This window comes from Haloarcula rubra, from assembly GCF_019599465.1.
Classification (GTDB): Archaea; Halobacteriota; Halobacteria; order Halobacteriales; family Haloarculaceae; genus Haloarcula; species Haloarcula rubra.
This window is the reverse complement of the sequence record NZ_RKLR01000004.1, coordinates 65,563-83,084: the sequence shown is the minus strand read 5'-3', so window position 1 is coordinate 83,084 and position 17,522 is coordinate 65,563. Positions and strand designations below refer to the sequence as shown.

At 68.8% G+C, this 17,522-nt stretch carries 19 protein-coding genes; 9 read left to right on the top strand and 10 right to left on the bottom strand.

Annotated features, from left to right (window positions below):
• Positions 1-52: 52 nt before the first annotated feature.
• Positions 53-1,336 carry a tRNA (N(6)-L-threonylcarbamoyladenosine(37)-C(2))-methylthiotransferase gene (locus EGH21_RS12125; RefSeq protein ID WP_220618742.1) on the top strand — a complete coding sequence of 428 codons (1,284 nt, stop codon included), beginning with the start codon at positions 53-55 and terminating at the stop codon, positions 1,334-1,336.
• A gap of 50 nt (positions 1,337-1,386) precedes the next feature.
• Complete coding sequence (locus EGH21_RS12120) at positions 1,387-1,944, top strand: YbhB/YbcL family Raf kinase inhibitor-like protein (protein ID WP_220618741.1); 558 nt, start codon at positions 1,387-1,389, stop codon at positions 1,942-1,944.
• 7 nt (positions 1,945-1,951) lie between these two features.
• Here EGH21_RS12120 and EGH21_RS12115 read toward each other — a convergent pair whose 3' ends face one another.
• Positions 1,952-2,866 carry a cation diffusion facilitator family transporter gene (locus tag EGH21_RS12115; RefSeq protein WP_220618740.1) on the bottom strand — a complete coding sequence of 305 codons (915 nt, stop codon included), beginning with the start codon at positions 2,864-2,866 and terminating at the stop codon, positions 1,952-1,954.
• A 24-nt stretch (positions 2,867-2,890) separates the two neighbouring features.
• Positions 2,891-3,448, bottom strand: coding sequence for an HIT family protein (locus tag EGH21_RS12110; protein ID WP_220618739.1), 558 nt, complete (start codon positions 3,446-3,448; stop codon positions 2,891-2,893).
• 241 nt (positions 3,449-3,689) lie between these two features.
• Between EGH21_RS12110 and EGH21_RS12105 the strand changes: the two genes are divergently transcribed.
• A complete protein-coding gene (locus EGH21_RS12105; protein WP_220618738.1) occupies positions 3,690-3,887 on the top strand; it encodes a DUF7835 family putative zinc beta-ribbon protein in 198 nt (65 codons plus the stop codon).
• A gap of 146 nt (positions 3,888-4,033) precedes the next feature.
• Here the strand turns inward: EGH21_RS12105 and map are convergent, their stop codons facing one another.
• Both map and EGH21_RS12095 read right to left on the bottom strand, forming a co-directional pair.
• A complete protein-coding gene (map, locus tag EGH21_RS12100; RefSeq protein ID WP_220618737.1) occupies positions 4,034-4,930 on the bottom strand; it encodes a type II methionyl aminopeptidase in 897 nt (298 codons plus the stop codon).
• A 72-nt stretch (positions 4,931-5,002) separates the two neighbouring features.
• Complete coding sequence (locus EGH21_RS12095) at positions 5,003-5,854, bottom strand: isoaspartyl peptidase/L-asparaginase (protein ID WP_220618736.1); 852 nt, start codon at positions 5,852-5,854, stop codon at positions 5,003-5,005.
• Between the two features lie 230 nt (positions 5,855-6,084).
• Between EGH21_RS12095 and icd the strand changes: the two genes are divergently transcribed.
• Positions 6,085-7,347, top strand: coding sequence for an isocitrate dehydrogenase (NADP(+)) (gene icd, locus EGH21_RS12090; RefSeq protein ID WP_220618735.1), 1,263 nt, complete (start codon positions 6,085-6,087; stop codon positions 7,345-7,347).
• Positions 7,348-7,457: 110 nt separating this feature from the next.
• On the opposite strand, the gene EGH21_RS12085 is transcribed toward icd, so the two are convergent.
• From EGH21_RS12085 to EGH21_RS12075, 3 genes are all read right to left on the bottom strand, one after another.
• Positions 7,458-8,258: a DUF7537 family lipoprotein gene (locus tag EGH21_RS12085; protein ID WP_220618734.1), complete on the bottom strand. Its 801-nt coding sequence runs from the start codon at positions 8,256-8,258 to the stop codon at positions 7,458-7,460.
• Between the two features lie 68 nt (positions 8,259-8,326).
• Positions 8,327-9,133 carry a hypothetical protein gene (locus tag EGH21_RS12080; RefSeq protein ID WP_220618733.1) on the bottom strand — a complete coding sequence of 269 codons (807 nt, stop codon included), beginning with the start codon at positions 9,131-9,133 and terminating at the stop codon, positions 8,327-8,329.
• A gap of 37 nt (positions 9,134-9,170) precedes the next feature.
• Entirely contained in the window at positions 9,171-9,509 is a 339-nt protein-coding gene (locus tag EGH21_RS12075; protein WP_220618732.1) for a cupin domain-containing protein, read from the bottom strand.
• A gap of 85 nt (positions 9,510-9,594) precedes the next feature.
• On the opposite strand from EGH21_RS12075, the gene EGH21_RS12070 reads away from it, so the two are divergent.
• A complete protein-coding gene (locus EGH21_RS12070) occupies positions 9,595-10,119 on the top strand; it encodes a DUF5817 domain-containing protein (RefSeq protein WP_220618731.1) in 525 nt (174 codons plus the stop codon).
• Entirely contained in the window at positions 10,116-10,463 is a 348-nt protein-coding gene (locus EGH21_RS12065; RefSeq protein ID WP_220618730.1) for a hypothetical protein, read from the top strand. Before EGH21_RS12070 ends, EGH21_RS12065 begins: the two co-directional genes overlap by 4 nt.
• A 17-nt stretch (positions 10,464-10,480) precedes the next feature.
• Here EGH21_RS12065 and EGH21_RS24405 read toward each other — a convergent pair whose 3' ends face one another.
• The 3 genes from EGH21_RS24405 to EGH21_RS12055 all read right to left on the bottom strand — a co-directional run bounded on the left by EGH21_RS24405 (position 10,481) and on the right by EGH21_RS12055 (position 13,724).
• Positions 10,481-10,609, bottom strand: a complete 129-nt coding sequence (locus EGH21_RS24405; RefSeq protein ID WP_268899059.1) for a hypothetical protein — start codon at positions 10,607-10,609, stop codon at positions 10,481-10,483.
• Positions 10,610-10,730: 121 nt separating this feature from the next.
• Complete coding sequence (gene hmgA, locus EGH21_RS12060) at positions 10,731-11,948, bottom strand: hydroxymethylglutaryl-CoA reductase (NADPH) (protein WP_220618729.1); 1,218 nt, start codon at positions 11,946-11,948, stop codon at positions 10,731-10,733.
• 123 nt (positions 11,949-12,071) lie between these two features.
• Positions 12,072-13,724 carry an alkaline phosphatase D family protein gene (locus EGH21_RS12055; RefSeq protein ID WP_220618728.1) on the bottom strand — a complete coding sequence of 551 codons (1,653 nt, stop codon included), beginning with the start codon at positions 13,722-13,724 and terminating at the stop codon, positions 12,072-12,074.
• A gap of 245 nt (positions 13,725-13,969) precedes the next feature.
• Here EGH21_RS12055 and nadA point away from each other — a divergent pair, with 245 nt between their 5' ends.
• From nadA to nadC, 3 genes are read left to right on the top strand one after another with little or no spacing between them, the layout of a single operon-like run.
• Complete coding sequence (gene nadA / locus EGH21_RS12050) at positions 13,970-15,091, top strand: quinolinate synthase NadA (RefSeq protein WP_220618986.1); 1,122 nt, start codon at positions 13,970-13,972, stop codon at positions 15,089-15,091.
• A gap of 2 nt (positions 15,092-15,093) precedes the next feature.
• Positions 15,094-16,647, top strand: coding sequence for an L-aspartate oxidase (locus EGH21_RS12045; protein WP_220618727.1), 1,554 nt, complete (start codon positions 15,094-15,096; stop codon positions 16,645-16,647).
• Positions 16,647-17,492: a carboxylating nicotinate-nucleotide diphosphorylase gene (nadC, locus tag EGH21_RS12040; protein ID WP_220618726.1), complete on the top strand. Its 846-nt coding sequence runs from the start codon at positions 16,647-16,649 to the stop codon at positions 17,490-17,492. The genes EGH21_RS12045 and nadC overlap by 1 nt, the downstream gene beginning before the upstream one ends.
• Positions 17,493-17,522 lie beyond the last annotated feature (30 nt).

Genomic DNA, 17,522 nt, shown 5'->3' with positions numbered 1-17,522 from the left:
GGCCGAGGGAATCCGTCGCGCTTTTGCCCGGCAAGCCGTATCGCTAGGACGAATGGCCCGCTACCACATCGAGACGTACGGGTGCACCTCCAACCGGGGTGAGACCCAGCAGATAGAGCAGGCGCTCCGAGAGGGCGGCCACCACCCCGCCGACGGCCCCGAGTCGGCGGACGTGGCCATCCTCAACACCTGCACGGTGCTGGAGAAGACCGAGCGCAACATGCTCCAGCGGGCCAAAGAGCTGGACGAGGAGACCCCCGCAGACCTCGTCGTCACGGGGTGTATGGCCCTCGCACAGGGCGACGAGTTCCGCGACGCCGACGTCGACGCCGAGGTGCTCCACTGGGACGACGTGCCCCAACACGTCCTCAACGGGGAGTGCCCGACGGTCACGCCGGACACCGAGACGGTGCTGAACGGCGTCGTCGGCATCCTCCCCATCGCCCGCGGCTGTATGAGCGACTGCTCGTACTGCATCACGAAGCAGGCCACCGGCCGCATCGACTCGCCCCCCGTCTCCGAGAACGTCGAGAAGGCCCGGGCGCTCGTCCACGCCGGCGCGAAGGAGATTCGCATCACGGGACAGGACACCGGCGTCTACGGCTGGGACCGGAACCGGGGGACGAGTCTCCTGCCCGAACTGTTAGACCGCATCTGTACCGAGATAGACGGGGAGTTCCGGGTCCGGGTCGGCATGGCGAACCCGAAGGGCCTCCACGGCGTGCGCGAGGAACTGGCCGCGGTGTTCGCCGAGCACGACCAACTGTACAACTTCATCCACGCGCCGGTCCAGTCCGGGTCCGACGACGTACTGGCCGATATGCGCCGGCAACACGCAGTCGACGAGTACCTCGAAGTCGTCGAGGCGTTCGACGACGCCCTGGAGTACTGGACGCTGTCGACGGACTTCATCGTCGGTTTCCCCACCGAAGACCCGGCAGACCACGAGCAGTCGATGGCCCTCCTCCGGGAGACCCGGCCCGAGAAAATCAACGTCACCCGCTTCTCGAAGCGACCCGGCACCGACGCCGCCGACATGAAGGGGCTGGGCGGCCAGACGAAGAAGGACCGCTCGAAGGCCATGACCGAACTGAAGATGGACGTCACCGGCGCGGCCTACGAGGACATGGTCGGTCGCACCTCCGAAGTGTTGCTGGTCGAGGACGGCACCGACGAGTCGCTGGTCGGCTACGACGAGGCCTACCGGCAGGTCGTAATCGCCGACGCCGAGGACCGGGGGCTGGAGATAGGCGAGTTCGTCGACGTGGAGATTACGAGCCACAACACCGTCTACGCTTTCGGCGAACCGGTCGAGCGGGCGGCGCTGGCGGACTGAGGACGGCGTGACACCGAAGGCGGGAAGTGCGAACCGCCGTCAGTAGGGGTATGCGACGCCGCCGCCTGCTGGCTGCTGTCGGGACCGCGCTGGGAGCGACGGCCGGGTGTGCCGGTGCGGAACCGGAGGGGACCCCCTTCCGCGTGACCGTCCCCGGCGAGGACGACCGCCTCCCCGCCCGCTACACCTGTGACGGCGCGGGCGAGTCGCCGCCCGTCACCGTCGAGTCGGTGCCGGAACCGGTCGAATCCGTCGCCGTCACCGTCGAGTCCGACCGCACCGCCATCATCGAACCCGTCCTCTGGACGCTCTGGAACGTCCCCGCCGACCGGCGCGAGATTCCGGCCGGCCTCCCGCAGACGGCGACAGTCGACTCGCTCGGCGGCGCCCGGCAGGGACAGCCAGAAGGCGGGTCACCGGGCTACGTCGCACCGTGTCCGTCGCCCGGCCAGACGAAGGAGTATCGCGTGCAGGTGTACGGTCTCGACGCACCGCTCTCCGTGCCGGGCGGGACGAAACACGACGACGCGATGGACGCCATCAGCGCGGCGACGCTCGCCAGTCGGCGGTTCGTTCTCAGCTACGAGCGCCCGGCGGACACCGAGTAGCGACGACTCACTCTAAGTCCGCCAGTCGCTCGACTTCGTCGTCGTCCTTCCACTCACCGAGTTCCTTCGGGTCGACGTGGACGAACACGTCGTCCACTTCGGGCAGTTCCTGCACGGACTGGATGACCGCCGTCTCGATGTCGTGGGCCTCCCGGAGCGTCAAATCGCCCTCCACCTCGATGTGGAGGCTGACGTCTATCTCCGGGCCGACGTAGTGGGCGATGACGTCGTGGGCGCCCTGCACCTGCGGGTGGTCGAGCGCCCGCTGGAGAATCTCGCGGCGCAGGTCCTCGGGCGGTGCGGCCCCGACCAGATAGGCGACGTTGTCCCGGACGACTTCGACGCCAGTGTAGAGGATACCCACGGCGACGACGATAGCCGCGAGCGGGTCCGCAATCGGGTAGCCGGCAGTGGCACCGGCGACGCCGACCAGCGCCGCGCCCGCGGTGAGGATGTCGTTGCGGTTGTCCTTCGCCGTCGCGACGAGGGCCGGGGAGTTCCGGTCGCGGCCCGCGGCCAGACAGTAGCGGTAGAGCCCGTACTTCGCGGCCCCCGAGAACGCGAGGACGCCGACGGCGATAGGTCCCTGCGTCACCGCGATGTTACCGGTCAGGAGTGCCCGCCCGGCCTGCCAGAGGACGACGCCGCCGGCCGCGAAGATGCCGGCGGCGACGAACAGGGAGACGAACGGTTCGATGCGCTCGTGGCCGTGCGGGTGCTCGAAGTCCGGCGGCCGAGTCGTGAGGTAGAGGCCGGCCACGACCACCAGCGAGTAGGCCGTGTCGGCGGCGCTGTTGACCGCCTCCGACTGGACCGCGAGGCTACCCGTCGTGAGCCAGACGCCGCCCTTCAGGAGCGCGAGCGTGAGGTTCACGCCGAGGACGAGGAGGCCGACCCGCCGGAGCGTAGCGCGGCGCGACATCTACTCGGAACTAACGGGGGGAGGCTAAAGCCGCTTTGGAGGCGCGTCGATACGCACGGCCGCGTCGGGGTCTGTGACGGTGGTGCCGTCTTGGGCGGCGAAGGCCTCGTGGAGGCGGTCGTACGTGTCCTCGACGGCCTCCACGATGACCTTCGTGTCGCTGACGACGGGCATGAAGTTCGTGTCGCCCTCCCAGCGCGGGACGACGTGGGTGTGGAGGTGGTCGTCGATGGACCCGCCCGCCGCGGACCCGCCGAGGTTCAGGCCCGCGTTGTAGGCGTCGGGGCCTAACCCGTCGTCCAGCGCGTCGAAACAGCGCTGTTTCAGGTGGGCGTGGTCCAACAGCGTCTCGTCGTCGAGGTCACCGTACTCGCCGGTGTGGGCGTCGGGGATGACCATGACGTGACCGGGGTTGTACGGGTAGTTGTTCAGGAGGACGAAGGCGTGGTCGCTCCGCGCGACGACGTTGTTCTCGCGGTCGGCCGAGTCGTCCCGGAACGCACAGAACACGCAGTCGACGTCGGGGTTCTGCCCGTCGCGTTCGACCCAGTCGATGCGCCACGGCGCGAACACAGAGTCCATACAGCCACCGTTCGGCCCCCCGGCCTAAACGACTTCGAACGGGGGCCGAATACAGTACTTAAACCCTTCGGCCGTTCACGGAGTAAACACCCCGTTCAGAGACACAGAGACTTCTTTGAATCGTTTGGAGCTATCTGAGGTACTGAATCCGACAACCCATCCACGTCCTGCGATAAACGGTGTGAACGGAGTCCAACAGAAGGGGGTTTTTATGCAGTCGTCGTCGGAAGACAGAGGTGGGATGGCGACTACAAACGACGACGTCGATATGTCAGAGGCGTGTTCGAACTGCGGACGAGAGACTCCCCACGAGGTCACGCTCCAGATTCAGACCGAGAGCACCAAACGCGAGAACGCGGAGTTCTCGCGTGAACCGTATCGGGTCAGCGAGTGTCTGGTCTGTGGCGAGACGACCAACACCCGCATGAACAACGCGTAGGCCATCCCGAGCGAGTTCCATCCGCATCCGTCACACGGTTCCCCTGCCGCACGGCCCCCGGTCGTGTGGCCAGTACTTCTCCTCGCCGGTCGGTTCGATAGCGGCCGCGCCATGCCTCGTTCCGAACCCGGCCGAGAAGGAGGCGCTTACCGCGACCGCGTGGTCACTTCGACGCCGTCCTCGGTGACGATGACAGTGTGTTCTTTCTGGCTGACGAACTTCCCGTCCTGTTCCTTGAGGACGGGGTAGCCGTGGACGACGTCCTGCTGTTTCAGGCGTCGGAGCGCCATGGTCGCCCGCGGGGAGTCCAGCCACCGGGCGGCGAACGGGAGCGTCTTGAACTCCTCCGTAATCTGTTCTAAGACCTGTCGCGCGGTCCGGTCGCGGACGGTGGCCTCGCGTTCGAGCGCGAAGATTTCCTCGTCGGACCCCTCCTGTACCTTCCCGCGGCCGTCGGTGGCGAACGGTTCGATAGCGACCACGTCGCCGGGTTCCAGCGTCGCGCCCTGCGAGACTTCGCGGTTCGGGATGTTCGGCGCGGTGTGCTGTTCCCAGTGGCCGAGGCCGTGGCCCGTGAGGTTGACGACGGGGTTGAACCCGTACCCTTCGATGACCTCTTCGACGGCCGCGCCTATCTGGCCGACGTCGACGCCGGGTCCGGCCACGTCCAGCGCGGCGTCCAGCGCCTCCTCGGAGGCCGCCGCCAGTTCGTCGTGGCCCGACAGGTCGACGGTGACGGCCGTGTCGGCGAGCCACCCGTCGACGTGGACGCCGATGTCGAGGTTGACCATCTCCTCGCCGAACGTGCTGTCGTCGTCGCGCTCTGGCGTCGCGTGGGCGGCCTCCTCGTCGATGGAGATGTTGACCGGGAAGGCGGGTTCGCCGCCGAGTTCCCGAATCTTCGCCTCGGCCCACTCGGCGACTTCGAGGTGGGAGACACCGACCTCGACGCGTTCTGCGGCCTCGTCGCGTACCTGCGCGAGGATTTCGCCGGCCTCGCGACACTTCTCGTACTGCTCGGACTCGAAGTCCACGTCGCTCATGCCCCGGCGTTGGGCGCTGTGGGTGAAAGCGTTTGTCGTTGGCCGGCAAGCAGTCGGCCTGCGGGCCGGTCGTCACTCCGGCCCGGCCCGCGACGTCTGCATCGCGGCCGTGTTGTACTCGCTGCCGACGTGCCCGGCGTGGTCGAGAACGACGACGCCCGCTCGCCCGCCTGTCGCGGCGTCGAACTCGGCGATGGCCGTCTCGGCGGCCTGTCGCGGGCCGTACGTCTCCAGCGAGTCGACCGCGCGCCGCGCGAGGCCGAAGCGGGCGATGGCCTCGCCCTCGCCCGTGGCGCTCGCACCACCGCGTTCGTCGGCGTAGAACCCCGCGCCTATCTGTGGCACGTCGCCCACGCGCCCGGCGAGCGCGAACCACCGGCCGGCCGTCGACGTGGCCGCCGCGAGTCGGTCGCCGTCCGTCGCGACGGCGCCGACGGTGTCCGTCCCCGAGAAGTGGGCGCGTACCCACGCGAGGAGGTCTGCGATGTCGGCCCCGGGCGGGTCGGCGTCCTCGTAGCGGCCACGGGTCCGGTCGGTCAACAGGTCCTCGTCGGTGTCGATACCGCTCGCCGCGGCCAGTTCGACCGCCGGGTCGCCGGCGAGACAGACGTGGGGCGTCTCCGTCGCGACGACGCGGGCCACGTCGGCGGCGTGGGCGACGCCGGCCATCGAGCAGGCGGCCCCGGCCGTCCCGTCGTCGGTCATCAGCCCCGCGTCGGTTCGGACGACGCCGTCGCTCTGGACGGCCCCGCCGACGCCCGCGTTGAACCGCGGGTCGCGTTCTAGCGGCCGGAGCGCGGTGAGGACCGCGTCGAGGGGTGTCTCGGCGGTCGTAGCGCTGTCGGCGGCGTCGGCGAGGGTCGATTGGCGGTCCGCCGGCTCGTCGGGTGGGCCGCCCGCCCCGCCGTGGACGACGACGTGCATACGACACTGCTCGGGCGCCAGACGGAAAATATGTGGCCGGCCCACAAGGGCCACGACCCCGCCGGCGGGGTCGGTCGTCGGCTTCCCGGACCGCTCCGCACGAACGGCCTCGGAGACCGCGAAGGAGCGGCGACGCACCGTGGTCGTGTCGGCTGGTTTGCTAATGTCGTTCGTTACCACGTCTACGGGAAAACGGCAGTCCTTTAGGCGCGACTATCGATGCGCGAGGTATGGGCTACGACTACGAGAAAGTGGAGGTGCCCGCTGAGGGCCAGCAGATTGAGGTCACAGACGACAACGAACTCGACGTCCCCGAGAACCCCATCATCCCCATCATCCACGGGGACGGTATCGGTCAGGACGTCGGCCCGGCCGCCCAGAAGGTGCTGGAGGCCGCCGCGAACGCGACCGGCCGCGACATCTCGTGGATGCGCGTCTACGCCGGCCAGTCGGCCCGTGACAAGTACGACGAGAACCTGCCCGACGACACCGTCGAGGCCATCAAAGAGTTCAACGTCGCCATCAAGGGCCCGCTGACGACGCCCGTCGGCGCCGGGTTCCGCTCGCTGAACGTCGCGCTCCGGAAGACGCTGGACCTGTACGCGAACGTCCGCCCGACGTACCACATCGACGGCGTCCCGTCGCCCGTGAAGGAACCCGAGAAGATGGACATGGTCACCTTCCGAGAGAACACCGAAGACGTCTACGCCGGCATCGAGTGGGAGGCCGGCACCGACGACGTCGAGGAGGTCAAGGAGTTCGTCGAGGAGGAGATGGGCTTCGACGCGACCATCCACGACGGCCCCGTCGGTATCGGTGTCAAGCCGATTACGGAGTACGGCACCAAGCGCCTCGTCCGCGAGGCCATCGACTACGCCCTCGAAGAGGAACGCGACTCGGTCACCCTCGTCCACAAGGGCAACATCATGAAGTTCACCGAGGGCGCCTTCCGCGACTGGGGCTACGAGGTCGCCGAGGAGGAGTACGGCGAGGACGTCATCACCGAGGACGAACTGTGGGAGGAGTACGACGGCGAACAGCCCGAGGGGACCCTCGTGGTCAACGACCGCATCGCCGACAACATGCTCCAGCAGCTCCTCACTCGCACGGACGAGTACGACGTCATCGCGACGATGAACCTCAACGGGGACTACATGTCCGACGCCGCCGGCGCACAGATCGGCGGCCTCGGCATCGCACCCGGCGCGAACTTCGGTGAGGCCCGCTGTCTCGCGGAACCGGTCCACGGCTCCGCGCCGAAGTACGCCGGCGAGGACAAGGTCAACCCGACCGCGATGATTCTCTCCGGCCGACTCATGCTCGAGTACATGGGCTGGAAGGACGCCGGCAAACTCGTCCGCGACGCCGTCGAGGAAACCATCTCCAGCGGCGACGTGACCTACGACCTCGAACGGCAGATCGAAGGCGGCAACAAACTCGCCACGAGCGAGTTCGCCGACAAGGTCGTCGAGAATATAGAGAAACTGGCCTGAGACCAGTTTCTCTGACCTTCGCGGCGTCGCCGCGAAGACATCGAGAAGCTGGCGTAAACCCCCCGACCCACGGACACCCACATTCTTTCGCGCTCGCCGGCGAGCGCCCGCTATCGGCGCTGTGAGACGGTCGTGTTCTGGACCCAGTCCGGGCGCTCGACGGTCGTCTCGCCGACGTCGGTGATTCGGACCTCCCGGACGATGTGGACCCGGTCGCTGCTGAGGACGGCGTCGTAGCTGAGTCGGCGGGCGACGACGGTGCCGTCGTAGCGGACCCGCATCCGGACGGAGACGTTCTCCACCTCGCGAGCGAACAGCGGCGTCACCAGTTGCTCGGAGTCCCGCGGGCTGGAGCCGACGAGGACGACGTCGCCGTCGGCCTCGCGGCGGGCGACGCGCATCTCGACGGCCGCGAGTTCCCCCTCCAGTCGCTGTTGGTCGGTGAGGTCGGTGAGCAGGTCGCTGTTCTCGGCCGGCCAGCGGAGGAGCGTCACCTCGCCGCGCTGGTTCTCGTAGCGGGTCGCGACGATAGAGCGGTTGGCCCAGTAGTCCACCCGCGTCGTGCTCCACCCGGCGCGGTACTCGGTGGCGTTCTGCTGGAAGTGGCCGCGGTAGGTCGAGGCGTTGGCGCCGACCCAGCGGACGTGGTCGGTCCGGCGTTCGAGGTCGCCGTCCTCGTCGTAGGCCCGCTGTTCGCTCGTCAGCGTGTAACTGTCGGTCGAGAGAGCCCCCGCGTGTGCGCTGGCCAGTGCGGACGGCACCACGCCGTCGTCGGTCACACCGGGGGGATACCGAAGCCCGTCGGTCGGCACCGGCGCCGGCGTCACCGTCTCGGTACTCCCGGAGGTAGTAAAGCCACTACATCCGGCCAGTACGAGCGCACAGGCCAGCACGAGCACGCGGAGCCGCATCGGTCGAAACAGGTGCCCGAGACACAAACGTCTGTCGCGAAACCGGACTGAACGCCCCGCTCAGTGACTCACGGAGTGGGCGGGCGCTCGGTCCGCTCCGGGCTCGGTGTGGCCGTCGCCGTCGTCGCCCACGACGGTTCCGTGGGTGGCGTGCCGCCGACGTCGCTGACGAAGAAGTCGAAGCGGAACCACACCGGTTGCCCCGTCTCCCGTAGTCTGGCCCGACAGCCGATGGCGAGGGAGGTGACGACGCCGTCGCGGACGCGGACGTTCAGCGCGCTGTCGTGCCCGTCGGTCAGGCCGGTCGGGAGCGGGACCGACCGGGCCTCCTCGCTGGTGCCGTAGAGTCGGCGCCCCTCCGACGTCCCCTCGACGGAGACGTCGAACCCCCGTATCAGTCGGGCGACGAAGAACGACAGGGACGGGTCGCTCGGACCGACCACGTCGCCGCGGCCGACGCTCGTGGTGCCGTTGTCGAGCGTCCGGCGGATGGCCGACCCCGACTCGCTCTGCCACGCGACGTGGTCCCGGACATTCTCCGGGTAGGGGCCGGCGACCCGGCGGTTCCAGCGGTACCGTTCCGTGGGACCGACGACGAACCGGTCGCGCAGTCGGCCGGTCGAACCGTTGTCGTACTGGACCGTGAACGCCACCGTGATGGTGTACGACTGGCCGTCGAGGGCGTTCTTGTGGCGGTCGGCGATGTATCCCGTGTCGACGACCGACTCGCCGCCGACCGGCGTGTCGGAGGTCGTCGGCACGGGCGCCGGCGTCACCGTCTCGGGGCCGTCCGCACGCTCCGTCCCGAGGGTCTGACACCCCGCAGTCACGAACAGGAACGCGACGGCGACGGCGAGCGCGCGTGACCCGGACACACGCCGACGTTGTCAGCGTGCGGAGAAGTGTCTTGCGTCAGTCCTGCCAGTCGGGGTCGGTCCGGGGCGGGCTGAACACGTCGATACCGCTGACCGGGTCGTCCCGTCGGTTCTCGGCGCCGTGTGGCTCGTCGCCGGGAACGACGTAGGAGTCGCCCGGGCCGACGACGAACTCCTCGCCGTCCACCTCGAACGTGAGCGTCCCGGTGACGACGTACCCCACCTGTTCGTGGTGGTGGCTGTGTTCGGGCACCGCCGCGCCGGGTTCGATGTGGAAGTGCTGGACGCTCATCGCCTCGCCGGCGGCCAGCTGCGTGAGGTGGACGCCGTCGACGACTTCGACCGTCTCGCTCGCGGCCTGTGGAACTTCCTGCATAGGCGAGGTATCGGGGGACGACGGCGTAAATCCACGGGTGGCCCCAATCCGAACGTTCAACCCCGAACCGACCCAACACGACTGTATGTACGCGGTGGTCGGGTGTAGCGAGTGTAGCGCCCTCTGGGTCGTGTCGGGGCGACCGGAGACCACGCAGTGTCCCCGCTGTGGGAAGCGCCGCAAGCACGCGAAGCGGCGGAAGTTCGTCGAGACGGACGACGAGGCCCACGCTCGCGAGGTGCGGGCCTCGATGCTCGCGAACCGACAGGGCGAGGGCGACGCCTTCGCCGAACTGGACTCCTACGCCGAGATGGACCGACAGGTCGAGGCGTCGGGCATCGACGACGAGACGTATCTCGAGGCGTCGGGCCTCGACAGCGACGAGGTGGCGGCGGCGGGCGAGCGTGCCGAGCAGGGGGCTACCAGCGGGTCGAGTCGGAAGGAGACGGTGTTGTCGGCGCTCCGCGAACTGGACAGTCCCACCGAGGACGACGTGGTGGCCTACGCCGCGGAGCGGGGCGTGCCCGCCGACTACACCGAGAAGACGCTGCGAAAACTCGTCCGGTCGGGGCAGGCCTCCGAGTCGCGGGGGACCTATCGGTTGCTATGACGGCGGCGCTGGACCTCGAACCCGGCCCCGTCGCCGTCGGGTCGCTCGTCGGCCTCTCCGGGCTGTTGTACCTCCTCGCTCCCGTCGTCGACCCGGTGTCGCTGGGCGGCCTCTCGGTGAGCGTCGTGGCGCTGTCGGCCGTCGTCCTGACGCTGGGCTTCTCGCTCGGGTTCGTCGTCTTCGCCCGACGCGGCCACCGCCTGTTCGCCGCCGCACACGGCGTGTTCGCCGTCGCGTGGGGACTGCTGGCGCTCGGCCCGTTCCTCGGGAGCGGACCCGTGTTGGTCGCCGGCGTCGTCGTACTGGTCGCCGGCATCGGCTTCCTGGTCACGCAGGGACGCTGAAGACGGTGGGTGTACCGTCAGACCCACCCGAGCGTCTTCGCAACCCCCGCCAGCGCCGCGAGCGTCGTCGCGAGCACCTTCAGCAGGTGGAGGAGCCGATGCGCGAGCGATACCGTCGACTCGGCGTCGGTCGGTGGTGGGGACATAGTGGTGACGCGCCCGCGGGTGCTGCCCGGCGGACGCTTTCGGACGTTGTGAGTGCCGGGCGATAAACGGGAGCCACACCTCCGGAGCGGAAGTGAAAGTGGTCGTCGGCCCGGCGTCCGGTTACCGCCCGAGTTCGGCGTGGGCCGAGGAGAGGTGTCGCGACGACAGCGCCGCCAACAGCGAGAGTTCGCCCGCCAGCGCGCCCGTGGCGATTACTTCCGCCAGCGCGTCGGCGTTGCTCCCGGCGGGGTCGCCGCCGCCACCGTACCCCAGTACGTCGAGTGCTTCCGACTGGGTCGGCAGGCCCGTCCCGCCGCCGACGGTGCCGACCTCCAGCGAGGCGATGGTGACGGAGGCGTAAAGGCCGTCCTCGCGGGCGTCGACGGTCGTGATGGCGTTGCTCCCCTCGACGACCTGTGCGGCGTCCTGTCCCATCGCGAGGAACGCGGCGGCGACGACGTTGGCGGCGTGGGCGTTGAATCCCAGTGCGCCGGCCTTCGCCGACCCGACGAGGTTCTTCCGGGTGTTGGCCTCCGCGATGGCCGCCGTCGTCGTGTCCAGTCGCTCCTCGACCTGTTCGTGCGGAATCAGGACGTCCGCCGAGACGGTGCGCCCGCGGCCCTCGATGGCGTTGATGGCGGCGGGTTTCTTGTCCGAACAGAGGTTCCCCGAGAGCGCAACGAGGTCGGCGGGCGTCTCGCTCTCGACCACCTCGCAGGCCGCCTCGGTGGCGATGGTGGCCATGTTCATCCCCATCGCGTCCTTCGTGTCGTAGGAGAAACGCAGGAAGACGCTGTCGCCGACGACGTAGGGGGTCACGTCCTGCAGTTCGCCGTGGCTGGTCGTCGACTCGGCCGCGTCGGCGAGTCGGTCGACGTTCTCGCGGACCCACGCGGACACCTCGCCGGCCTCGGCGACGTCTTCGACCCGGAACACGGGCGCGCGGGTCATCCCGGACTTGAGGACGCGCGCGGTGGCACCGCCGGCGTTCCGAATTGTCGAGACGCCCCGGTTCACGGAGGCCAGCAGGGCACCCTCCGTCGTCGCCAGCGGGAGGTAGTGCTCGCCCGCGGCCGCGCCGCCGTCGATGGGCAGGGGGCCGACGACGCCCATCGGAATCTGGGCCGCACCTATCATGTTCTCGATGTTGGGTTCGGCGTCGGCGGCGTCGAAGGCGTACTCGCCGATAACGTCGAGGTCCACGCCGGTCTCCTCTGCCAGCAGGTGCCGGCGGGCGGCGGCGGCCGTCTCGGCGTCGGCGTGCTCTTCGAGTTCGTAGAGGCGCAACTCGCCCTCGCGGACTCGCTCGGCGAGGGTCTCGGCGTCGGTGTCGGTCATACAGGCGCGTGGGTGGGGAGGGTCCTAACAGTTGCTCTTGTCCACCGTCTCGGCGGAGCCAACCGGACTACGCGTGGCAGACCGGGACTCTCTGGCTGTACGGGTTCGCCCGACAGAGGACCGTCATCCGCGCCGCTGCAACGAGTACTCGCCCGCCGGACAGCGATACCGGGCCAGCAACCGTCGGTTCGCGTTCGCCGAGTCGGTCCGTTTGTCCACGCCGTAGGCGCTGTACGTGCAGGCCGCCGGTGTGAACTCGACGGTGGCGTACCCCCAGTCGTGGCTGTCGAAGAACTGGACGTGGGGGTTGTACTGCTGGACGTACGCCTCAACGAGACTCCGAATCTCGGGGTCGTTCGGCAGGCCGAGCAACTCGCGGAGGTTCTGGCTCGTAATCGCGGGCGTCATGAACTCGACGCCGTAGCGGCGGTCCTGCCCCTCGATGTAGCCCGCCAGCGCGGTGTGCATGTCGCCGGTGAGCGCCACGAGCGAACTGTCGCTCTCGTCGGCGGCCCGGAGAATCCGGTCGCGTTCGGCGGCGAAGGCATCCCACGCGTCGGCGTTGAGCAGTTCGACGCCGCCCAGTTCGAGGTCGAACTCCATCGCCAGCACCTCGTTGGCCCACGCCGACCACGTCGCGTCGCTGCCGGCCAGTCGGTCGGTGAACCACTGGCGTTGGCGCTCGCCCAGCATCGTCTCGGTTATCTCGCCGTCGCTCTCGCCGATGCGAGCGCCGAACTGTGCGCCGTCGGCGGGCGCGGTCCGGTACAGTCGCTCGTCGGTGACGAACAGGTCCACGAGGTCACCGAAGCGGTAGCGTCGCCAGAGGGCTATCTGGTCCAACAGCGAGTCGGCGTCGGGGTCGTAGGGCACTCGCGTAGGGGTGTACTCCCACCACGCCCGGATACCGTCGGCGAACAGTCCGGTCATGAACTCGGGGTCGTCGTTGCGCGGGTGGTCGCCGCGCCCGGCGTAGGGCCGCCCCTCCTCGTAGTCCCAGTAGCGGTTGTTCACTATCTCGTGGTCGTCCCACGTCTGGATTATGGGGTGAGCGGCGAGGGCCGCCCGCAGGAACCGGTCCGTGCGGTAGGTCCGGTGGAGGTAGCGGAAGTCGTCGAGGCCCATCACGACATTCTCGCCGCTGGGCAGCGAGAGCGACCGACCGTCGAACTGCCCGCCGCCGCCGTGTTCGTAGATGAAGTCCCCGAGGTGGACGATAAAGTCCACGTCCGCGTCGGCGACGTGGTGATACGCCCCGTAGTAGCCGTTGCGGTAGTCCTGACACGTGGCGAGCGCGAACGCGATCCGGTCGGGGCTGGCGTCGGGCGCGGGGAGGGTCTGACTGCGCCCGACCGGACTCGTCGCGCCGTCGTACGCGAACTGGTAGTGGTAGCGCCGGTCGGGTTCCAGTTCCCCGTCGAGGGCGGCCTTGACGGTGTAGTCGTGGTCTGCGACGCGGTCCGCCGGGATTCGCCACGAACCCACGACGTTCGAGAGGTCTGCGTCGCGAGCGACGGTCAGTCGGAGCGGCACCCCCTCGCGGTAGGCGTCGGGCGAGACGCGCGTCCAGAGGACGGCCCCCGTCGGGGCCGGGTCGCCGCTGGCGACGCCCTGTGGGAACACCGTCGACGACGGGGACCCGGCCGCGGCCGGCGTCGCCGCCGGGAGCGACGAGACGTCGTGTGTGCGGGCGACCGCAGTGCCCGGGAGTGCCGCCGCCAGCGCCGCCGCGAGGACGGTCCGACGACCGTAGTCGACGCCGTCTGTCTGTGACATAGCCCGCCGAACGCGCGAGTCGTACTAAGTAATCGGAGGGTTAGCGCGGTACCGACCGCGATAGGGCTCCCTTATCGACGCACCGCTCGCCCACACTCGAGTGGGTGACGGTAACACACGCCAAAATTCGACAATCGACGGTATCGGGGTTCGATTCTTACCACAGCCGAGTATTGAAGGCAAAATCTTTTCAATACCGCAGTCCGAACGATTCGGTACTCATAGGAGGGTCAATCGTGCCCGAAATGGAAACGGCTGAGTTCGAAACCGACCTCAGTCTCTTCAAGTACGACAACCTCGAGCAGTTGCCCCCGGCGTACCGGGACCTCGAGGAGGACGAACGGACCGAGCGCATCGAAGCCGCGCTCGAAGAACTCGGCGACGACGTGGTCATCCTCGGCCACAACTACCAGCGACGCGAGATCGTCGACCACGCCGACTTCGTCGGCGACTCCTACCAACTCTCCGTCGAAGCGGCCGAGAGCGACGCCGACTACGTGATATTCGGCGGCGTGACGTTCATGGCCGAGTCTGCCGACATCATCACGGACGACGACCAGAGCGTCATCCTCCCGTCGATGGAGGCGTCCTGCCCGATGGCGGGGATGGCCGAGGCCCTGCAGGTCGACGCCGCGTGGGCGGAACTCACCGCCGCGACGGACGAGAACATCGTCCCCATCACGTACATGAACAGCTACGCCGACCTGAAGGCCTTCTGCGCCGAACAGGGCGGCCTCGTCTGTACGTCCTCGAACGCTCACAGGGCCTTCGAGTACGCCTTCGAGAAGGGCGAGAAGGTACTGTTCCTGCCCGACAAGCACCTCGGCGAGAACACGGCCTACCGACTCGACATGGCCGACGAGACGGTCGAGTGGGACCCGTGGGACCCCGAGGGCACCGACGCCGAGGAGGCCGTCGAGAACGACGTCATCCTCTGGGAAGGGTACTGTCAGGTCCACGAGCGGTTCCGCGAGGACCACGTCGAGCAACTCCGGGCCGAGGACCCCGACGCGAACGTCATCGTCCACCCCGAGTGCCGCCGCGAAGTCGTCGAGGCCGCCGACAGAGTCGGCTCGACGGCGACCATCTGCGAGACTGTCGAAGCGGCCGACCCCGGCGAGACGTGGGCCATCGGCACGGAGATTCACCTCACCAACCACCTCCAGCGGTGGCACCCGGAGGTGGACGTGGTGCCGCTCTGTGGCGACGCCTGCATGGACTGCAACGCCATGCGCCAGATAGACCCGAACTACCTGACGTGGGTGCTGGAGGAACTGGTCGCGGGCCGCGAGCGCAACGTCATCGAGGTCGCGCCCGAGGAGAAGGAACTGGCGCAGGTCGCACTCGACCGGATGCTGGAGATTTAGCCATGCCTGCACACGACACTTCGGACGTCCTCGTCGTCGGGTCCGGCATCGCAGGGCTGGCGGCAGCGCTCGGTGCGGTCCGCGAGGGCAGCGACGTCACCCTCGCCACGAAGGCCACCCGCCCCGAGGGGGCCTCCTCGTGGTGGGCACAGGGCGGCATCGCCGTCTCCCGCGACGACCCCGAGCAGTTCAAACGGGACATCCTCGCGGCCAGCGACGACACCGCCGACCCCGACGCCGTCGACGTACTGGTCGAGAACGCCAACGAAGCCGTCGAGGACGTGCTGTTCGACACGCTGGACGTCGAGTTCGACCGCGTCGAGCCACGCTCGACGGCTACAGACGAGCGGGCGTCGACGACGCCCGCGAATCTCGCGGACCTAGACTACACCCGCGAGGCCGCCCACAGCGAGGACCGCATCCTCCACGTGGACGCCGCGACGGGCAAGCACATCCACGTCCCGTTCCTGAACTATCTGGACGCCCACGACGGCGTGGAGATTCTGGACGACACCGCCGCGCTGGAACTGATTCGCCACGAGGGCCGCGTCCACGGCGCGATGCTTGAGGCCGACGACGAGGTGACCCCCCACTACGCGGGCAGCGTCGTCCTCGCGACCGGCGGCATCGGCGAACTGTATCCGCGGACGACGAACCCCGACGACGCGACAGGGGACGGCATCGCGATGGCCGCACTCGCCGGCGCCGACGTCGAGGACATGGAGTACGTCCAGTTCCACCCGACGGCCTGTACGGTGGACAAGGAGGTCGCCTTCCTCGTCAGCGAAGCGGTGCGGGGCGAGGGCGGCCTCCTCCGCAACGGCGACGGCGAGCGGTTCATGCCCGCCTACCACGAGGACGCCGAACTCGCACCTCGCGACGTGGTCGCTCGCGCCGTCGAGACCGAACGCGAGGCGACCGGCGAGGTGACGCTGGACGTCTCACCCGTCGACTTCGCCGAGGAGTTCCCCGGCCTCGCAGAGCGATGCGACGACAACGGCGTCGACTGGGAGACGGGGATTCCCGTCGCGCCGGCCGAACACTTCCTCTGTGGCGGGGTGTCCGTCGACGAGTTCGGCCGGACGACGCTCGACAGGTTGTACGCCGTCGGGGAGTGCTCCCGCACCGGCGTCCACGGCGCGAACCGACTGGCGTCGACCTCCCTGCTCGAGGGACTGGTGTGGGGCCTGCGTGCCGGCGAGGACGCCGCCGGCGAGTCGGTCGAACCCATCGAGGCCCCCGACCTGCTGGAACGGGACCCCGACCTCCCGCCGAAGTTCGCCCGCGACAAGTTCCACCGTCTGCGCCGCGTGATGGACGAGCAGTTGGGCGTCGAACGCGACCCCGAGGAACTGAACCGCGCGATGGCGGTCCTGCGCCGTCTGAAGGGCGAGGTCGACGCCTACGTCCGCACCCGGACCTCCCGGTCGCTGTACGAACTGCGCCACGCGAGCGTCACGGCACTCCTCGTCGCGCGCCACGCCGCCGAGAACACGGAGAGCGTCGGGACCCACAACCTCGTGCGCGAGGAACCGGCCGAGCCCTCCGCCGACTGATGATTACGGACGCCGACGTCGAACGATGGCTCCGCGAGGACGTGGGCCACCACGACGTCACGAACGACGTGCCGGGCGACACCGAAGGTCGACTGGTCGCGAAGGAAGACGGCGTGGTCGCCGGCCTGGACGCCGCGCGAGCGGTGTTCGAGTACCTGGGGTGCGAGGTGCGGAGCACCTCGAAGCGAGGCGGTGGAACCGCCGAGCAGGTCGACGACGGGACGGAGATAGCGACCGGCGACGTGGTACTTCGCGTCGAAGGTCCCGCACGCGAGGTGTTGCGGGGCGAACGCGTCGCCGTCAACCTCGTCGGGCACGCCTCGGGCGTCGCCACGGAGACGCGGGCCGCAGTGGACGAGGCACGCGCCGTCGACGACGACGTGCGAATCGCGGGGACTCGCAAGACCACGCCCGGCCTGCGCGGCGTCGAGAAGCGCGCCGTCGCCGCCGGTGGGGGTGACACCCACCGTCTCGACCTCTCGCACATGGTGATGGTCAAGGACAACCACGTCGCCGAGATGGGACTGGAGGGCGCTATCTCGCACTTCCGCGAGAAAGCATCGTTCGCCACGCAACTCGACGTGGAAGTCGAGACGCCCGAAGACGCGCCGCGTGCGGCCGAGGCGGGCGCGGACATCGTCCTGCTGGACAACATGAGCGTCGCCGAGACGGAGCGAGCGGTGGACCTCGTCGCGACGGCCGACGGCGACGCGCTCACGGAGGCCAGCGGCGGCATCACCGTCGGGGACGTGGCCGACTACGCCGCGACGGGCGTCGACGTGATTTCGATGGGGGCGCTGACCCACTCCGCGCCGACGCTGGACCTCTCCTTCCGGACCGGCTGAGCGGGACGTTTTTGTCCGTCACCGGCCGAC